The sequence below is a fragment of the Cryobacterium shii genome, from assembly GCF_004402595.1.
GTDB lineage: Bacteria > Actinomycetota > Actinomycetes > Actinomycetales > Microbacteriaceae > Cryobacterium > Cryobacterium shii.
On the sequence record NZ_SOFY01000084.1, the window covers coordinates 41,886 to 58,155 of the forward strand.

18 protein-coding genes are annotated in these 16,270 nt (G+C 63.7%); 14 read left to right on the plus strand and 4 right to left on the minus strand.

Features of this window, described 5'->3' with window-relative positions:
- Window positions 1-78: 78 nt before the first annotated feature.
- From E3O49_RS15405 to E3O49_RS15465, 13 genes are all read left to right on the plus strand, one after another.
- Window positions 79-681, plus strand: coding sequence for a DUF305 domain-containing protein (locus tag E3O49_RS15405; RefSeq protein ID WP_166789039.1), 603 nt, complete (start codon window positions 79-81; stop codon window positions 679-681).
- Window positions 682-967: 286 nt separating this feature from the next.
- Window positions 968-1,648: a M23 family metallopeptidase gene (locus tag E3O49_RS15410; RefSeq protein WP_160141129.1), complete on the plus strand. Its 681-nt coding sequence runs from the start codon at window positions 968-970 to the stop codon at window positions 1,646-1,648.
- Complete coding sequence (locus E3O49_RS15415) at window positions 1,635-2,945, plus strand: M23 family metallopeptidase (protein ID WP_134404960.1); 1,311 nt, start codon at window positions 1,635-1,637, stop codon at window positions 2,943-2,945. Before E3O49_RS15410 ends, E3O49_RS15415 begins: the two co-directional genes overlap by 14 nt.
- A gap of 31 nt (window positions 2,946-2,976) precedes the next feature.
- Window positions 2,977-3,549, plus strand: a complete 573-nt coding sequence (locus E3O49_RS15420) for a TlpA family protein disulfide reductase (protein WP_241976046.1) — start codon at window positions 2,977-2,979, stop codon at window positions 3,547-3,549.
- A gap of 64 nt (window positions 3,550-3,613) precedes the next feature.
- Window positions 3,614-4,555: a prolipoprotein diacylglyceryl transferase gene (gene lgt, locus E3O49_RS15425; RefSeq protein WP_134368114.1), complete on the plus strand. Its 942-nt coding sequence runs from the start codon at window positions 3,614-3,616 to the stop codon at window positions 4,553-4,555.
- 24 nt (window positions 4,556-4,579) lie between these two features.
- The gene (locus E3O49_RS15430; protein ID WP_134451867.1) at window positions 4,580-5,323 is read left to right on the plus strand and encodes a cytochrome c biogenesis CcdA family protein; all 744 of its coding nucleotides are present in this window, start codon (window positions 4,580-4,582) and stop codon (window positions 5,321-5,323) included.
- A gap of 58 nt (window positions 5,324-5,381) precedes the next feature.
- A complete protein-coding gene (locus E3O49_RS15435; RefSeq protein ID WP_134403003.1) occupies window positions 5,382-6,884 on the plus strand; it encodes a multicopper oxidase family protein in 1,503 nt (500 codons plus the stop codon).
- Window positions 6,885-6,989: 105 nt separating this feature from the next.
- Window positions 6,990-7,997: a cytochrome c biogenesis CcdA family protein gene (locus E3O49_RS15440; protein WP_198417498.1), complete on the plus strand. Its 1,008-nt coding sequence runs from the start codon at window positions 6,990-6,992 to the stop codon at window positions 7,995-7,997.
- Complete coding sequence (locus tag E3O49_RS15445; protein WP_134365894.1) at window positions 7,997-8,617, plus strand: redoxin domain-containing protein; 621 nt, start codon at window positions 7,997-7,999, stop codon at window positions 8,615-8,617. The genes E3O49_RS15440 and E3O49_RS15445 overlap by 1 nt, the downstream gene beginning before the upstream one ends.
- Window positions 8,618-8,651: 34 nt before the next feature.
- Window positions 8,652-8,954: a glutaredoxin family protein gene (locus E3O49_RS15450; RefSeq protein WP_134365893.1), complete on the plus strand. Its 303-nt coding sequence runs from the start codon at window positions 8,652-8,654 to the stop codon at window positions 8,952-8,954.
- A gap of 14 nt (window positions 8,955-8,968) precedes the next feature.
- On the plus strand, window positions 8,969-9,601 hold the full coding sequence (locus E3O49_RS15455) for a DUF3105 domain-containing protein (protein ID WP_134365892.1): 633 nt from the start codon (window positions 8,969-8,971) through the stop codon (window positions 9,599-9,601).
- Window positions 9,602-9,701: 100 nt separating this feature from the next.
- Window positions 9,702-10,082 (plus strand): BlaI/MecI/CopY family transcriptional regulator, encoded by a 381-nt coding sequence (locus E3O49_RS15460; protein WP_134365891.1) that lies wholly within the window; start codon window positions 9,702-9,704, stop codon window positions 10,080-10,082.
- Window positions 10,083-10,111: 29 nt separating this feature from the next.
- Complete coding sequence (locus tag E3O49_RS15465; RefSeq protein WP_160141130.1) at window positions 10,112-11,047, plus strand: M56 family metallopeptidase; 936 nt, start codon at window positions 10,112-10,114, stop codon at window positions 11,045-11,047.
- A gap of 245 nt (window positions 11,048-11,292) precedes the next feature.
- Here E3O49_RS15465 and E3O49_RS15470 read toward each other — a convergent pair whose 3' ends face one another.
- Complete coding sequence (locus E3O49_RS15470; RefSeq protein ID WP_134365889.1) at window positions 11,293-11,511, minus strand: hypothetical protein; 219 nt, start codon at window positions 11,509-11,511, stop codon at window positions 11,293-11,295.
- 2 nt (window positions 11,512-11,513) lie between these two features.
- Window positions 11,514-11,825: a hypothetical protein gene (locus E3O49_RS15475; RefSeq protein WP_134403004.1), complete on the minus strand. Its 312-nt coding sequence runs from the start codon at window positions 11,823-11,825 to the stop codon at window positions 11,514-11,516.
- 110 nt (window positions 11,826-11,935) lie between these two features.
- Here E3O49_RS15475 and E3O49_RS15480 point away from each other — a divergent pair, with 110 nt between their 5' ends.
- A complete protein-coding gene (locus E3O49_RS15480; RefSeq protein ID WP_241981041.1) occupies window positions 11,936-14,425 on the plus strand; it encodes a heavy metal translocating P-type ATPase in 2,490 nt (829 codons plus the stop codon).
- Here the strand turns inward: E3O49_RS15480 and E3O49_RS15485 are convergent.
- Window positions 14,417-15,535 (minus strand): sensor histidine kinase, encoded by a 1,119-nt coding sequence (locus E3O49_RS15485; RefSeq protein WP_134365887.1) that lies wholly within the window; start codon window positions 15,533-15,535, stop codon window positions 14,417-14,419. The two genes, E3O49_RS15480 and E3O49_RS15485, sit on opposite strands and share 9 nt — an antisense overlap.
- Complete coding sequence (locus tag E3O49_RS15490; RefSeq protein WP_134365886.1) at window positions 15,532-16,224, minus strand: response regulator transcription factor; 693 nt, start codon at window positions 16,222-16,224, stop codon at window positions 15,532-15,534. Before E3O49_RS15490 ends, E3O49_RS15485 begins: the two co-directional genes overlap by 4 nt.
- Between the last annotated feature and the right edge of the window lie 46 nt (window positions 16,225-16,270).

The following is a 16,270-nucleotide window of genomic DNA, read 5'->3' on the forward strand; positions in this document are numbered from 1 at the left end:
GCCGTCATGTCGCCGCGCGGATTTCTTGCGCCTTTCGGCGCTGCGGTTTCTTGGGTCTAACTATGAATGGAAAACAGAATGCTTAAATCACGTATGTATCTGGTCACGTCAGCGTCCCTGGCCGCGGCGCTCACGCTTAGTGCCTGCACCAACGGAACAGCCCCCAATGCCCCATCTGCCACGTCCAGCGCTGCCGCTTCCGCCGCTTCCGCACCAGCTGATGTGACGTTTGCCCAGATGATGATCCCGCACCACAAACAGGCTGTTGAGATGAGCGACGACATCCTCGCCAAAGTGGGTATCGACCAGCGAATTCTTGATCTTGCCACGCAGATCAAGGCTGCCCAGCAGCCTGAAATCAAGCAGCTCAAGGCTTGGCTCACCGACTGGGGTACCGACGAGACCAGCACCCAGGGCATGGATGGAATGTCCGGTATGGGCGACGGATCGGACGGCCTCATGTCCGATGCTGACATGATGGCGCTCAACAAGGCCTCCGGTGCAGAGGCCGGCAAGCTCTACCTGAACCAGATGATCGTCCACCACGAGGGTGCCATCAAGATGGCGCAGCTGGAAGTGGATGAGGGCCAGAACGTAGACGCGAAGGCCATGGCGTCGAACATCGTGGCAACCCAAACCGAAGAGATCGGTGTCATGAAAAGCATCCTCGCGACCCTGTAGGACTCTCTGACGCACGGGGCGCCGCGCGAGCGAGCCCCGCTCATTCTCATGCGCGCCCACGACGATCCCTCGCTGAGGTTCGTCGCCGCCTGGTGCGCGCCATCGGTACTACTCTCCGGCATCTCGAGGAACAACATTTATGCACTCACCACCGGTCACATCCCGCCGGCTCCTGCGCGCGGCCGAAGCGCGCCGACGCAGGACACGGTCACCCCTGTCGTGGCAAAAGCGGGCCCCGGGCCCGGCACGACCGCCGACGCGGCATCGATTGTTCGGCGGCGTCGCGATGACGTTTGTCGCGCTCCTCGCGGTCAGCGTCTCCCTGCCTGCTCTCGCGGTGAACCCAGACGCCGTGATGGCAGTCTCACGGAGCCGAGTAACAGGCGGTGCGGCGCAAGCCTTTCCGGCAAACGAGGCAGGCGCGGTAACCGCTGTCCTTCGCGACGGATTCACCGTGGAACGAGTGAAAAAGCCTTTGCCGGGCGCGTATACCCAAACAGCTGGCACGTATGTCAACTACTTGGATTCGCCAATCCAGTGGCCCTTCACTGTCGGGGTTCCGATCTCGACGGACTTCGGTCCGCGGGTGCCGCCCTGCGTTGGGTGCTCGAGCTTCCATAAGGGAATCGACATGAACCCCGGTGTGAACACTCCCATCCAAGCGATCGCAGACGGCGTGGTGAGAGAAGTATCGGCGACCGACGATAGCGGCCTCGGCGTCTACGCCATCATCGACCACATGATCGGCGGGCGGCTTGTCAGCAGCCTCTACGCCCACATGACGGAGGGCTCCCTCGCTCTCAGCGTTGGGCAACCTGTTCTGGTTGGCCAGTTCGTGGGCAATGTCGGCACGACCGGTCAGAGTACCGGACCACACCTTCATTTCGAGATACTGCTCGACGGCTCCGCACCGACAGACCCATTTGCCTGGCTCACGCAGAAAGTACGTCCCAATGGCGCAAACTAAATGCCACCCGCAGTCGCCCAAACGCCCGGTCCTCGTGAAATGGGCCGGAACGATGATCGCTACGCTGTCGCTGGTCGCCGTCATCGGCGTGGCGTCCCCGGCAGCAGCCGGCGGGTACCCGTCGTGGTCAGACGTCGAGAGCGCGCGTTCGAGCGAGGCGTCGAAGCAAATGCAAATCATGGCGATCAAGGATTTGATCGCCGGGCTCGTGACCGAGGTGGCGACGGCCAGGGACCTGGCCGCTCGACGCGGTGCTGAGTACGAGCGCGCACAGGGGGCATTCGACGAAGCCACCTACCGCGCCACGACTCTCCAGAGCCAGGCCGATGACGCCACTCAGCGCGCCAGCGTGTCCCAGCGCCAGGCCGGCCGGTTGGCCGCGACGCTGGCCCGCGCGGGCGCTTCCGATCTCTCAATGACCATCTTTCTCCAGGGCGAGAACTCCGACGCCTTGCTCTACCAGCTTGGCGCCATGAGCAAGCTCACCGAGCGTTCCAGCACAATCTACGAACATGCAGCGACGGACCGGAATTCCGCGACTGTCTTGACCGACCAGGCGAAGGTAGCGAAGGAGGCGCTCGGCGCCCTTGCCAGAGAAGCAGAGACGACCCTGAAGGACGCCACCACGGCCAGCGCCGCACTGATGTCAAAGCTCGCGGAACAAGAGCAGAACGCAGGCACTCTCCAAGCGCAACTCGCGGTCCTCAGCGATAACCGCGCCGCCACAGAGGCCGATTATGCCAAAGGCGAGGAAGCTCGCCGAGCAGCCGAGGCGGCAGCTGCAGCCTCCGCTGCTGCGGCTGCTGCTGCAGCTGCTGGCGCTGGTGGCGCTGCCGCGTCGTCCGGGGGAGGCGGTGGATCGGCTCTGGACGTCGGTCAGCTCAGCGAGCAAGGGTGGGCGCTTCCCGTGTCTGGCTGGATCAGCGACTCCTTCGGCCCGCGCCCCTCCAAACCTGTGGCCGGCGTCGGCGCCTTTCATTACGGTACTGACATCGCCGCTGGGTGTGGGCGAGCGGTATCGGCCGCGACCGGGGGCACGGTCATTTTCGCCGGGTATCTCGGCAGCTACGGCAATTGGGTCCTCATCGACCACGGCAATGGCGTTCAAACCGGCTACGCACACAACAGCCAGATCCTGGTCAGCAATGGCCAGCAGGTCGCCGCCGGCGAGACCATTTCCCTCGTCGGCACGACCGGGGCCTCCAGCGGATGCCACTTGCACTTCGAGACTCGAGTCGATGGCGCCCGAATCAACCCCGTGCCGTTCATGAGCGCGAGAGGGATCACCCTTGGATGATCGCAGGTGGAGAACCCGGCTCGTTGGAGCAGTGACGTTCGGGGTGGCAGCCGCGATACTGCTCAGCGCTTGCGCGAGTGATTCGCTCGCTGACCAGTACCGGGCCGGCAGCAACAAAAACTACATTGCTGGCGACGGATCGGTCACCGAGATCGCGTCGGCGAATCGGCTGACGCCGGTCGATTTCACCGGCACCCTGGAGTCCGGTGGCACGACGACGCCGGCGGATTATCGGGGACGAGTACTCGTTTTGAATTTCTGGTACGCCGGTTGCGCACCCTGCCGGGCCGAAGCCCCCGACCTTCAGGCTCTGTGGACCAAATATCAGGACCAGGGAGTCAGCTTCCTGGGAGTGAATATCCGTGACCAACTCAGCACTGCACACGGCTTCGCGGCGACCTACGGCATCACCTACCCATCTGTCATCGACGCCGACACGGGCTCTATGCAACTGGCCTTCAGCGGAACGGTCGCGCCGAACGCCGTTCCGACGACCATCGTCCTCGATAAGCAGGGCCGCGTGTCCGCACGGATACTCGGCCGGATCCCCGACGCGAGCGTCCTCGATGCGCTGATCAGAAGCGCACTCGAGCCAGACAAATGACCATTTCACGGCGGTACCCGAGCGCCCTCCGCCCGCTCCAAACCCAGGAAAGAACGCCCCGCCCATGACCATTCTCAGCAGCATCCCGAGCCCGGACATCAGCTCCTTCCAGCTCGGGCCGTTCCAGATTCACTTCTACGCCCTGTTCATCCTCACCGGCATCGTGGTCGCCGTGGTCCTGACGTCCCGGCGGCTCACCCGCCGCGGCGGAGAGCCCGGGATCGTCTTGGACATCACGCTGTGGGCCGTCCCGTTCGGCATCCTCGGCGGACGGCTCTATCACGTGGTCACGCATCCAACCGACTATTTCTTTCCCGGAGCGGATCTCTGGAAGACGCTCTACGTGTGGGAGGGCGGACTGGCGATCTTCGGGGCCATCCTCTTCGGCGGCCTCGGCGTGTACATTGCCTGCCGTCGAGCCGGAGTGCGATTCCTCTCGTTCGGCGACGCCCTCGCCCCCGGCATGCTGCTCGCCCAGTCGTTCGGGCGCCTCGGTAATTACTTCAATCAAGAACTCTTCGGCACCCCGACCACGCTCCCATGGGGCCTCCAGATCAACCCAGGCCAACCGGCGTTCCCCACCGGATTGCCTGCGGAGACACTCTTTCACCCCCTGTTCCTGTACGAGATTCTGTGGAACCTGGCCGGCGTCATCATCGTCCTGCTCGCCGAGCGTCAGTACAACCTCCGCTGGGGCAAGACCCTCGGCCTCTACCTGATCATCTACGGGGTGGGCCGCACCTGGTTTGAATCCTTCCGGCTGGACCCGACAGAATTTGAACTTCTCGGCGTCAAGATCAACATGATCACAGCGGCAGCAGTCGCAGTCGTCGGCCTCATCTTGATCATCGTCCAATCCTGCCGCCACACGGGACCGGAAACAAGCCCGTACCTCCCCGGTCGGCAACGCGCATCGCTTCAACAACCGATCACGGGACTGCCGCCGACTGCCGCTTCTACGCACGCCGTTGACGCCCCGCCGAGCAACACCGTAGGGCAGAAATGAGGGCGTCGATGATGAGGCGGAGCCATGGGTGAAGACTTCGCCCAAATCGTCCTCAGCGGACAACTACTGATTGCAATCCCGATCGCCTTGCTGGCTGGTCTTGTCTCCTTCGCGTCGCCCTGCGTACTGCCCCTGGTGCCCGGATACCTGGCATACGTGGGCGGCATGGCCGGTCAAGGGGGCGTCCACACCCGACGACGCCTCCTCATCGGCGTCGGCTTGTTCGTCCTGGGTTTCTCGGTCGTGTTCATCTCCTATGGCGCCGCCTTCGGAGCTGCAGGGTATTGGCTGGTGCGCTGGCAAGATCCGATCACCCGTGTGCTCGGTATTGTCGTGATCATCATGGGGCTGGCGTTTATCGGCGCTTTCTCTGCGTTTCAACGCACGGTGAAACCGCGTTTCGCGCCGGCCACCGGGTTGGCTGGGGCGCCTCTTCTCGGTTTGGTCTTCGGCGTCGGTTGGACGCCCTGCCTCGGTCCGACTCTGACAGCCATTTCACTGCTCAGCCTCGGCACGGGATCCCCCGGGCGGGGCGCCCTGTTGGGCCTGTTCTACTGCCTGGGACTGGGTATCCCGTTTCTGTTGGTCGCTCTTGGGTTCAACTGGATGGCCAGTGCGATTGCCTGGTTGAAACGCCACATTCGCGCGATCAACAGAGTTGGCGGCTCCATGCTGATCCTGATCGGGGTGCTCATGGCTAGCGGCGTGTGGACACTGTGGATCTACAGCATGCAAGCACTGATTGGTGCGGTTGTGCTCCCGATCTAGCAGGGCTCACCGTCACGCTTCCCGCTCATTCATCCCATTCTCTTTTGAAGGAACCGCCATGAACCAATTCCTCACCCGCCGCACTTTCCTTGGCGCATCGATCGCCACGGCGACCACGGTTGCACTGGCAGCCTGCAGCACACCATCCCCGAACTCGCGACCGTCCGACCGGATTCTGCCGGACGATCCGATGATCGCCAAAGTCGAGGCACGCCGCCCCGCTACCGGGCGCAGGAGCACACAACAGTTGAACGCCGGGGCGTTTGCCACCAGCGTCGCCGGTACGACGCTGACGACCTGGGGCTACAACGGCTCCCTCACCGGGCCCACGATCCGAGCAGCAGTCGGCGACCGGCTGGAGGTTGCCGTATCCAACGCTCTTGCAGAAGCCACCACCGTGCACTGGCACGGCCTGGCGCTCCGAAACGACGCCGACGGCGTCCCTGACCTCACACAGAACGCCATCGCCCCAGGATCCGACTTCAACTACAAGTTCCGGCTCAACCGGCCGGGCACCTATTGGTACCACTCGCACGCCGAAATGCAACGCGAGCGGGCCCTCTACGGTGCCCTCATCATCGAGGATCCAAAAGAACCACTGTCCTACGACCAGGACTGGGTCATTGTGCTGGACGACTGGCTCGACGGCATTACCGGCACTCCTCAGGAAGCCCTCGACGAACTGTCCATGGGAATGAACATGTCCGGGATGGACATGACGATGAAGCACATGCTGATGGGGTCCCACAGCTCCTACCTCGGCGGTGACGCAGGTGACGTGACGATGCCGGCGCATCTGTTCAACGATAAAACCACCAGTGACGCGGAAATCTTTGCCAGCCGCCCGGGCAACCGCATTCGCCTGCGCATCATCAACGCAGCAGGCGACACCGCTTACCGGGTCGGTGTGCCGGGACAGAAAATCACCCTCACCCACGCGGACGGATTCCCCGTCAAGCATCAAGACGTGGACGCAGTCGTCCTGGCCATGGGGGAACGTATCGACGCGATCCTCACCGTCGCGACCGGTTTCACACCGGTCGTCGCTTTACCAGAGGGCAAGAAAGGCGTCGCGCACGGCCTCATCAGCACCGGCACCGGGACGGCCCCCGATACGAACGGGCTGCCCACCGTACTCGATGGGAAGGTCACCGACGGCGGTCGTCTGAAAGCACACGAGTCCGTCCTGCTGTCACCCCGGTCGCCCAACCGCGTTCACACCATGCGCCTGACCGGCACCATGGCAAAGTACGACTGGGGCATAAACGGTCGACGTTTTGACATGATGACCCCCTTCGCGGGCGCCTTCGAGGTCGCCGTCAACGACCGCATCCAAGTGAAGATCATCAACCAGACGAAGATGTGGCACCCCATGCATCTGCACGGGCACACCTTCCAAATCGCCGGCGACGGAGCACGGAAGGATACGGTCATCGTTCGGCCCAACGAGACGGTGACGTTCGAATTCGACGCGGACAACCCGGGCCAATGGCTCGCACATTGCCACAACGCCTATCACGCCGGCCGCGGCATGATGGGGGTCTTTTCTTACGTTCGCTGACGGGTGCCGACGGACGCGAGACGGGTCTCCAACATGGAGGGAATGCTCAGCTAAATTGAAATACTATGAGTGATAGTAGTTTGGGGTTGTCCCGGCAGGTGGTGATTGGAGCTGGGTTATGGGGCGAGTTTTGCTGTCAACAACGATTTTGGCAGCGTTTCTCGGTGGTGTGGTGGCCTTGATGGCCCCTTGCTGCGCCTCAGTCATGTTGCCGGCCTTTTTGCTTCCAGCTTCCGTAGCCGAAGCCAGATCCTGGCGATGACATTCGTATTCGCGGCCGGTGTCGGCACGATCATTCTCCCCATCGCCCTAGGTGCTGCCGTCCTCAGCCGCGTTTTGTTCCAGTATCACTTCGGGATTTTTAGTGCAGTCGGCGTCGCGATGGTGGGCCTGGGAATCGCCACGCTTGCGGGTTGGAAAATGATGCTGCCCATGCCGTCTGGCCGAGGCGGCGGAACCGGTATCGGTTCTGTATACGGTCTCGGTGTCTTCTCTGGGGCCGCCAGCGCGTGCTGTGCACCGGTTTTGGCTGGCGTGGCGGCGCTCTCCGGGGCCGCCTCGTCCTTGCCTGCTGCTACTGCCGTGGGCGTGGCTTACGTATTCGGGATGGTGGCTCCCTTGTGTGCTTTGGCGCTGGTCTGGGACCGGAAAGACTGGGGAGCTAACCGCCTGCTCTCTTCCACGACCGTCCCGATTGGGCCCGGAACCCGGTGGAGGTTGCCCTTGGGAACTCTGCTCTCGGGTGCGCTGATGATCACAATGGGTGTGATCACCATCGTCTTGGCCGTGCAGGGACCCGGCATGGCACCCGATGGGTGGCAGGTTGGGCTTGCGGCTGCACTGGGGCACTGGGCCGCCGTCATTCAAGAGTACCTCTCCTTCGTGCCCGGGTGGGTCTCGACCGTTGCCGTGTTCGCCGCCCTGGGCCTCCTACTCTGGAAGGCCGTGCGTAGCCGCACGAGCTCGAGCTCACCAACAACAGATGCCGTCGAGGCGGATTCTTGCGCCTCCTGCTCTACAGACCAGCCAACGTTGGAGGCTTCACCTGAAGCCCTCGCGTCGACCAGATCGACCGAGAGGTCCAGCCGCACTCATGCAGAGGAGTCAGACTAATGGCAGCGAACAAGCAGCGCCCGCAACCACCCGCCACACGCACCTTCGTGCGCCGAGCGATCGTGATCGTCGTGGCGGTCGCGGTGGCAGCGACCATCCTCGTCTCCCTCCTCACGCAGACCACGAATCCCACGAGGAAAGAGGACGCCGCTCCCGTCAGTTACACGGTCGGGGCACCTGGCCCGGGAGTCGAAGCGCCCGCCTTCTCACTGCCTTCCACGGCCGGCGGAACCGTTAATCTGAGTGACTACCGCGGCAAATCAGTGATGCTCTTTTTCCACGAAGGCATCGGATGCCAGCCGTGCTGGGACCAGATCCGGGATCTGGAGTCCGCACAGGCTCAACTAAAGTCCGCCGGTATTGACCAAGTCCTCACCATCACCAGCGGGCCAGTGGAACTGATTGCCCAGAAGATGGCCGACGACAAGCTGACCGCTGTTGCACTGGCCGACACCCAGCTGGATGTCTCCGTGACCTATCAGACCAACAAATACGGCATGATGGGCGATTCTCGCAATGGACATAGCTTCATCCTGGTTGGGCCACGGGGAAAATTCAGTGGAGGGCCGACTACGGCGGGCCGCCGAACTACACGATGTATGTGCCCATCGATCAGATAATCGCGCAGCTGACATCAGCCCGGGCGAACTCGTGATGATAATCACGATCCTGACCCAGGCCTCCTGCCCCTCCTGTGATCAAGCAAAGCTGGTGCTCTCCCGACTGGCCCGTGACCACCCGTTTGAGGTTCTGGAAATCGGGCTGGGTACCGACGAGGGGCGGGGCCTCGCGGTTCGCCACGGCGTAGCTTTTGCGCCGGGCGTCCTCATCGACGGGGTCATGTTCAGCTACGGGCGCCTTTCGGAGAAAAAGCTGGCCCGGCATCTGTCGCAACACCCCACGGCCGCCGAATCACGCTCCGGCACGGTCGCTCATCACAACAGACAACAAGAGTAGAAAGAAGCGGCCGAATGGCGAGCAAAAAAAACAGTGCAGACCGGCAGACGATCGTTGCGGCTGCACGAGCAGAGATGAAGCGGAGCGAGCGGCGTCGGAGTTTCTGGATCTATGGCTCCGGCGCCGTCGTCGCTATCGTCGTCGCGGCAATAGTCGCCTCCGTCTTCGTCGTCAATCAGCAAAGCAAGGATGCGGTCACCGCAGCAGCAGACAAGCCCATCAGCGGCGTGCAGAGCTTCGACGGACTCAGCCGAAACCACGTGAACAACGAGGTTGCCTTTCCGACGCTTCCCCCTGTCGGCGGAGATCACTCTGCCGAGCTGACTAACTGCGGCGTATACACGCAGCCAGTTGACACCTGGCGGGCCGTGCACTCGCTCGAGCATGGCGCGGTCTGGATCACCTACCGTTCCGATCTGCCGCAAGATCAGATTGACACCCTGACCGCAGATGCGGCATCGAACCCGTACGAACTGTTGAGCCCGTATCCCGACCTCCCCGCCCCGGTGATCGTAAGCGCCTGGGGAAAACAACTCCAACTGGACAGTGTGGATGACTCCCGCCTGCCGGTGTTCCTGCAGGCCTACCTGCAGGGCCCCCAGACGCCCGAACCCGGGGCACCCTGCTCCGGCGGCGTCCAAGGCTAATCAACACCGCCCCCGCGGGACGCGCATCGGGACGTGCATTACTATGAAAGATAGTTGACTGGGGACGTCGACTCAACCAATGTGCAGAAGGGAGCCACAGATGGTGCGACCACTCGGCACGCTGGAGCAGTTGGTCATGGACCGTATCTGGTCCTGGGGGCACCCGGTCGCCGTCCGCGAGGTGTTGGAAGATCTACAGCACGAACGCACTCTGGCCTACACAACGGTGATGACAGTGATGGACAACCTCCGCCGCAAAGGCATGCTGACCCGGGAGAAGGACGGCCGGGCCTACCTCTACAAAGCGGCACAGACTCGCGAGCAACACACCGCTGCGTTCATGGGTGAGGTTCTTGCCGGAGGAGCGGACACGGCGGTGACGCTTTTGCATTTCCTCGAACACATCCCGCCTGAGGAAGTCGCCAGCCTTCGCAATGCGCTGGATGACCACCTTCAAGGTCGAAAAAGCATAGCTCCATGACAGCGCCAGCTGTTTTGACAGTCTTTGCCGTGGCCCTTGCCTTGCTCGGGCCAGCACTGCTGAGCCGGGCTTCATGGCTCGAGCGGTCTCCACGAATCGGCATCGCCGCATGGCAGGCGCTGAGCGTCTCCCTTGTTTCGGCGGCGCTGCTCGCCGGCCTGAGCCTGGCGGTGCCGGCAATTCCCTGGACCACGGACCTCGGCCAGTTGATCCGCACCTGCGCCATGACCATCGTTGCGCAATACTCCACTCCTGGCGGTGCCGTTGTCAGCGCCACCGGGGCCGCCGCAGCGCTGGTCATCCTCGCCCGAGTCGCCTACTGCGTCGTCGCTGATAGAACGCTCGCGGCCCGCAACAGGAAGGCGCAACTGGACGCCCTGGCCCTGATCGCGCGACCCCACCTCCGCTACGACGCGCTCGTCGTCGAGCACCCGGCCGCCGCCGCATACTGCTTACCCGGCCGCGGCCGCCAAATCGTTCTAACCAGTGCGGCCTTGTCCGCCTTGGATCATAGTCAGCTCCTGGCGGTCCTGGCCCACGAGCGCGCGCACCTACGAGGTCGCCACGACCTGATCCTGGCAGCGGCCGACTCCCTACAGCGGGCGTTCCCACGTATCGCGGCATTCCGCACCGCCCGCACGGAGCTGGGCCGGCTCGTTGAGATGCTCGCCGATGACAATGCCGCCCGTCAGAGCGATCGCACCACGGTAGCAACGGCACTGGTGCGCCTGGCCGAGCATGGAATGACTCCCGTGACGGCTCTGGGCGCGGGCGGAGAGTCAGCCCTCAGCCGAGTCCGAAGGCTCATTTCACCCGTCCGGCCCCTCGGGGCCGGACGGACAACCCTGGCAGCCCTGGCCCTGGGGATACTCCTTTCAGTGCCCGTGTTCGTCGCCATTGCACCGGCATCCGCGGCGACGCCAATGCCACCCTGCCCGGTAAGCGGACAAGCCCTGACGATGTAGCCTGCGAACACAGAAACCCCCATCCGTTACGGATGGGGGTTTCTGTGTGCGCTATCCTCGCAACGTCGCTACTTCCTGGCGCAAACGCGCCAGCTCGGCCACGTCCTCGGCGCTCGGGCCGGCGTCGTGCAGGATTTGAGCGGCCCCGCCGTGGACAGAACTCCCCTTACGCATAGGACGGATGCAGAAGAGGTAGGTGAAAGTCAGTGAGGCCGTCAAAACTACCGCAGGGAGGACGGTTTCGCTCACCGGACGCCCGCGTCTCCGGGCTGTGCCGAGGCACCGCTCCGGCTCGCCCGCAACCGGTCCACCTCCGTGCGGAGGTTGGTCAACTCCTCTTTGTCGGCCGGTGCCATGGCCGTCAGCGCGTCAGGTGCCTTCTTCCCACGCAACATGAACCACATCATCAACCCCATGCCGACCGGGCAGGCGAGCAGGGCGAGACCATACAGTGCCGCGCCCACCGCTACTCCTCAGCCTTTCCGTGTTCGCGACCGGGCGTAGCAGGCCTCATCGGGTGATGATGAGTCATCATCGCTTCATGCATGTTGGCCATGCCGTTCGTCGCAGCCACCATGTCTGGCATGTCTGGCATGTCTGGCATCGTGTGCACGTGCGCGGCAACCGTCGCATCGCGGCCGTCACCCGCCGCCTGGGGAATCGTTACCGACAGGCTACTGTCCGTGGCAATGCTCTCGGCGGCATAGGCCGGAGCGACGGCACCTGCCGCAAGCAGGGCACCGGCGGTAAGAGAGTAAATCCAAATTCGTGAGCGCATGAGCGCCTCCTTTGTTGTTAAATACTATCCATGATAGTAGATGAGCTGAGCCATGATCGCAGTCAACGGCAACGCACAGGAAAGTCGATGCAAACTGCCGATGAAAACCGATGATCACGTATGCGTATACCCCCCGTGGGTATATGGTGGGGAGTGTTCCACGGGTTGGAAAGCCGTTCTTGTGGAGCCGATTTAAGGAATGGGATCGTCACATGAGCGAGAAATTTGAAACTACCGTCGTGGAAGTGCGGGGGGTGCAGTGGGCCTCCTCGCAAGCGATCGTTGAGTCAGTGCTCGCCCGCCGGCCCGGCGTGGTGACTGTTGAAGCGAATCCAGTGGCGCAGACGGCCAACGTGACCTTCGATCCCGGACAGACCTCCGTCGCTGACCTGGCGGGATGGATCCGGGAATGCGGTTACCACTGCGCTGGACGCTCCGTGCCCGATCACATCTGCGACCCGATGGCGGAATCCGTCACCGACCACGCCACACATGAAATGAAACCCGGGCAACCGGCTCGAACCATGCAGGAGACCATGGGACATGGTGGTGCCCACGGCGACATGTCCATGGCTGGCATGATCCGGGACATGCGCAACCGGCTTCTGGTGGCGGCCATCCTGTCGGTTCCGATCACTCTGTGGTCGCCGATCGGCCGGGAAGTTTTCGGTTTCACGGTTCCCACCCCGTTCGGGCTGCGCGATGACGTGTTCGCGTTGATACTGTCCCTGCCAGTCGTTTTCTATTCGGCTTGGATCTTTTTCGATGGGGCCGTCCGGGCTCTGCGGGCTCGCACCCTCGACATGATGGTGCTGGTGGCCGTCGGTGTTGGAGCGGGCTGGCTCTATAGCCTGTTCGTCACCCTCACCGGTGGCGGGGATGTCTTCTACGAGGCTGCAACCGTTCTAACCAGCTTCGTCCTCTTGGGACACTGGTTCGAAATGCGGGCCAGGGGCGGCGCAAACGATGCCATTCGCACGCTTCTCGAGTTGGCCCCGTCCCTGGTATTGGTCATCCGGGACGGAGAACCGGTTGAGGTCCCGACGGCGGAGGTTGTCCCCGGCGACCTGCTTCTGGTGCGGCCCGGAGCCAAAGTTCCAACTGACGCCGTTGTGGAAGACGGTGAGTCTGACATTGACGAATCCATGGTCACCGGGGAGAGCCTTCCCGTCGCAAAGAGCGTCGGATCGACCGTGATCGGCGCCACAGTCAACACCACCGGAACCCTTCGCGTGCGCGCGACCAAAGTCGGCGCCGATACCGCGCTCGCTCAGATCGTGGCCCTGGTCCAGGAAGCGCAGAACTCCAAGGCACCCGGACAACGCCTCGCCGACCGCGCAGCCTTCTGGCTCGTGCTCGTAGCCCTCATCGGCGGCAGCGCCACCCTCGGCGCCTGGCTCCTGGCCGGCGCGAGCCTTCCTACCGCGATCCTCTTCGCGATCACCGTCGTCGTCATCACCTGCCCGGATGCGCTCGGCCTGGCGACACCGACCGCCATCATGGTCGGCACCGGCCTGGGCGCCAAACGCGGAGTCCTCTTCAAGACCGCGACCGCGTTGGAGACCTCGGCTCGCATCGACACAGTCGTCCTGGACAAGACGGGGACACTGACCAAGGGCGAACCCGAAGTGACGGACTTCATAGCTGTTGGGATGGATGAGAAAGAGTTGCTGGCCCTTGTCGCTGCCGTGGAACGGGAGTCCGAGCATCCACTCGCCGCAGCCGTCGTCCGTTACGCCGTTGCGCGCGGCGCGACAGCGCTGGAAGCATCGGCGTTCCGCAACGTGCCGGGACATGGTGCCGGCGCCACGGTCACACGGCGCCAGGTGTTTGTCGGCAACCGCAAACTCATGGTTGCTCAGGGCATCGATATCGATCCGGTGTCCACGCAGCGTCAGACGCTGGCCGCGACCGGACGGACGGCGGTCCTCGTCGCCGTTGACGGAAAGACCGTTGGGGTCATCGCCCTGGCTGACGCCGTCCGGGAAACCGCGGAAGCCGCCGTCGTCGCTCTGCACGACGCGAACATTGAGGTCGTCATGCTCACAGGCGACAATGAGGCGACCGCGCAGCGAATCGCATCCTTGCTCCACATCGATGTTGTGATCGCCGAGGTGCTCCCGGAAGACAAAGCCGCGAAAATCAAAGAGCTGCAGGCCTCCGGCAAGCGAGTTGCGATGGTCGGCGACGGCGTCAACGACGCTCCGGCCTTGGCCCAGGCGGACCTGGGCATCGCCATCGGGGCGGGAACGGATGTCGCCATCGATACGGCGGACGTGGTCCTGATGCGGTCCGACCCCCTCGACGTCCCCATCGCCCTGCGCATCGGCAAAGCCACCGTACGCAAGATGCGGCAGAACCTCGGCTGGGCGGTCGGCTACAACGCGATCGCGCTCCCCATCGCTGCCGGCGTTTTCTTCACGACGTTCGGCATCCGGCTCAGTCCCGAAATCGCCGCCATCTCTATGTCCGGCTCCAGCGTCATCGTCGCAGTCAACGCACTGTTCCTCAAGCGACTTCGACTCCCCGGACAGCCTGAGAGCGCAACGGCCCCCGCAATCGAAGGCGGACGCGGTGTCGACGCTTCAGTTTCAGCCTGACTGGTCGGTGGCACGCAGGGGAACAGTAACCACGAACGTGGCACCCTGCCCTCGTCCGGCAGACGCGGCTGTGATGTCCCCGCCGTGCCCGCGGGCGATTTCTCGAGCGATCGTGAGTCCAATTCCCGATCCTGCTGATCGGCGGCCCTGGCCAGGCACACGGTAGAACCGCTCGAACACACGCTCCGTATCGTCTGGGGCCAGGCCCACACCGGTGTCGGTGACACTGACTTCACCCCGGCTGCCGACGGCGCGTGCGGTGATCGTGACGGCCCCGCCGGCGGGAGTTGCGTGCAGGGCGTTGCCGAGCAGGTTGGTCAGAACCTGGGTGATCCGGTCGGGGTCGACCTGGACGGGCAGGGCGGTGTCGGCGTCGACGTTCAGCGTGATGTCCGAATCGTCAAATTGAGGCAGGAGGCGCGCAGCGGCGCGGTGAGCGAGGTCGGCCAGGTCCTCATTGGTCGGATGCAGGTCAAGGCGCTGCTCCTGGGCGCGCGACAGGCTGGAGAGGTCGTCGGAGAGGCGGTGCAGCCGGCGCAGTTCCTCGCTGAGGGAGGCGAAGGTGTCGGGGCTCGCGCTGAACACGCCATCGATCAACCCCTCCACATAGCCGTCCAGGACGGTCAGCGGGGTGCGCATCTCATGCGCGACCTCTCCCAGCAGCCGGGTGCGCCGGGACTCCGTGTCGGCCAGGGCCTCGGCGAGGGTGTTGACGTCGGTGGCTAGGGCAGCTAGTTCCGGCTCGGACGGGACGGGGACTCTGCCTCCGTATTTTCCGGCGGCGATCATTTTCGTGGCGGCCCGCACCGCGTTGAGGGGGCGCAGCAGTCGCCCGGTGACGGCCGCGGCCACGAAACCGGCGGCGGCGACACTGGCCAGCACCCCGACGAGGAGCGAGGTCGTGAGCGCGGAGACGAATGCTGACCGCACGCTCGTCGCATCCATGGTCCCCATGGACATCCCGTTGCCCTCACTGTTCATCGCCATCCCCAGCCGGTCTTCGAACAGGCGCGGGGCGAGCAACGAGATCGTCAGGTAGGCGACTACACCGCCGACCACGGCAACCGCGGCGTAGGAGATGAACAACCGCCAGGACAGTCGCATCTTCATAGGGGCCGGCCCACGAATTTGTAGCCCACACCCCGAACGGTGGCGATCAGGTGCGGATCGCCGGCGTCGTCGCCGAGTCGGGCGCGCACACTGCGGATATGGACATCGACGACGCGTTCGTCACCGTAGAAGTCATAGCCCCAGACTTTCTCGAGCAGTTGCGCTCGGGAGAACACTCGCCCGGGCTCGGCGGCAAGTGCCGCGAGGAGGTCGAATTCCAGGCTGGACAGCGCGATGGAAGCCCCATTCACCTCGACCTCGCGGTGATCGGGGTTGACGGACAACCCGTCGAAGCGGAGAGGGGCATCTGCGTCGGTCCGGTCGCGCCGCCTGTCTCGGCGCAGCATGGCCTTCACCCGGGCTGTGACTTCACGCGGGCTGAACGGCTTGGTCACATAGTCATCCGCCCCCACACCGAGTCCGACAAGCTTGTCGACCTCCTCGGCCCTGGCCGTGACCAGGATGACGTACGCGTCGCTGAAGCTGCGCAGCTGGCGGAGGACCTCGAGCCCGTCCATGCCCGGAAGCATGACGTCCAGGAGTACCAGGGCCGGAGGGTCGTCAAGGAGGGCCGTTAGCGCCTCATCGCCGTCCGCGGCCTCTGCCACGTCGTAACCCTCCGCCTCCAGATAGCCGCGTAGGACCGTCCGGATTTGCGGCTCATCGTCAACGACCAGGACCTTCTGCATGGTTCACCCCTCACCCTGATTATGGTCGCAACGACTGGGCGAAGGC

Excerpts from the sequence above, each read along its gene's own strand:
- E3O49_RS15405 (WP_166789039.1), top strand. The coding sequence starts at position 79 with ATGCTTAAATCACGTATGTATCTGGTCACGTCAGCGTCCCTGGCCGCG.
- E3O49_RS15410 (WP_160141129.1), top strand. The coding sequence starts at position 968 with ATGACGTTTGTCGCGCTCCTCGCGGTCAGCGTCTCCCTGCCTGCTCTC.
- E3O49_RS15415 (WP_134404960.1), top strand. The coding sequence starts at position 1,635 with ATGGCGCAAACTAAATGCCACCCGCAGTCGCCCAAACGCCCGGTCCTC.
- lgt (WP_134368114.1), top strand. The coding sequence starts at position 3,614 with ATGACCATTCTCAGCAGCATCCCGAGCCCGGACATCAGCTCCTTCCAG.
- E3O49_RS15430 (WP_134451867.1), top strand. The coding sequence starts at position 4,580 with ATGGGTGAAGACTTCGCCCAAATCGTCCTCAGCGGACAACTACTGATT.
- E3O49_RS15435 (WP_134403003.1), top strand. The coding sequence starts at position 5,382 with ATGAACCAATTCCTCACCCGCCGCACTTTCCTTGGCGCATCGATCGCC.
- E3O49_RS15445 (WP_134365894.1), top strand. The coding sequence starts at position 7,997 with ATGGCAGCGAACAAGCAGCGCCCGCAACCACCCGCCACACGCACCTTC.
- E3O49_RS15450 (WP_134365893.1), top strand. The coding sequence starts at position 8,652 with ATGATAATCACGATCCTGACCCAGGCCTCCTGCCCCTCCTGTGATCAA.
- E3O49_RS15455 (WP_134365892.1), top strand. The coding sequence starts at position 8,969 with ATGGCGAGCAAAAAAAACAGTGCAGACCGGCAGACGATCGTTGCGGCT.
- E3O49_RS15460 (WP_134365891.1), top strand. The coding sequence starts at position 9,702 with ATGGTGCGACCACTCGGCACGCTGGAGCAGTTGGTCATGGACCGTATC.
- E3O49_RS15475 (WP_134403004.1), bottom strand. The coding sequence starts at position 11,825 with ATGCGCTCACGAATTTGGATTTACTCTCTTACCGCCGGTGCCCTGCTT.
- E3O49_RS15480 (WP_241981041.1), top strand. The coding sequence starts at position 11,936 with ATGATCACGTATGCGTATACCCCCCGTGGGTATATGGTGGGGAGTGTT.
- E3O49_RS15485 (WP_134365887.1), bottom strand. The coding sequence starts at position 15,535 with ATGAAGATGCGACTGTCCTGGCGGTTGTTCATCTCCTACGCCGCGGTT.
- E3O49_RS15490 (WP_134365886.1), bottom strand. The coding sequence starts at position 16,224 with ATGCAGAAGGTCCTGGTCGTTGACGATGAGCCGCAAATCCGGACGGTC.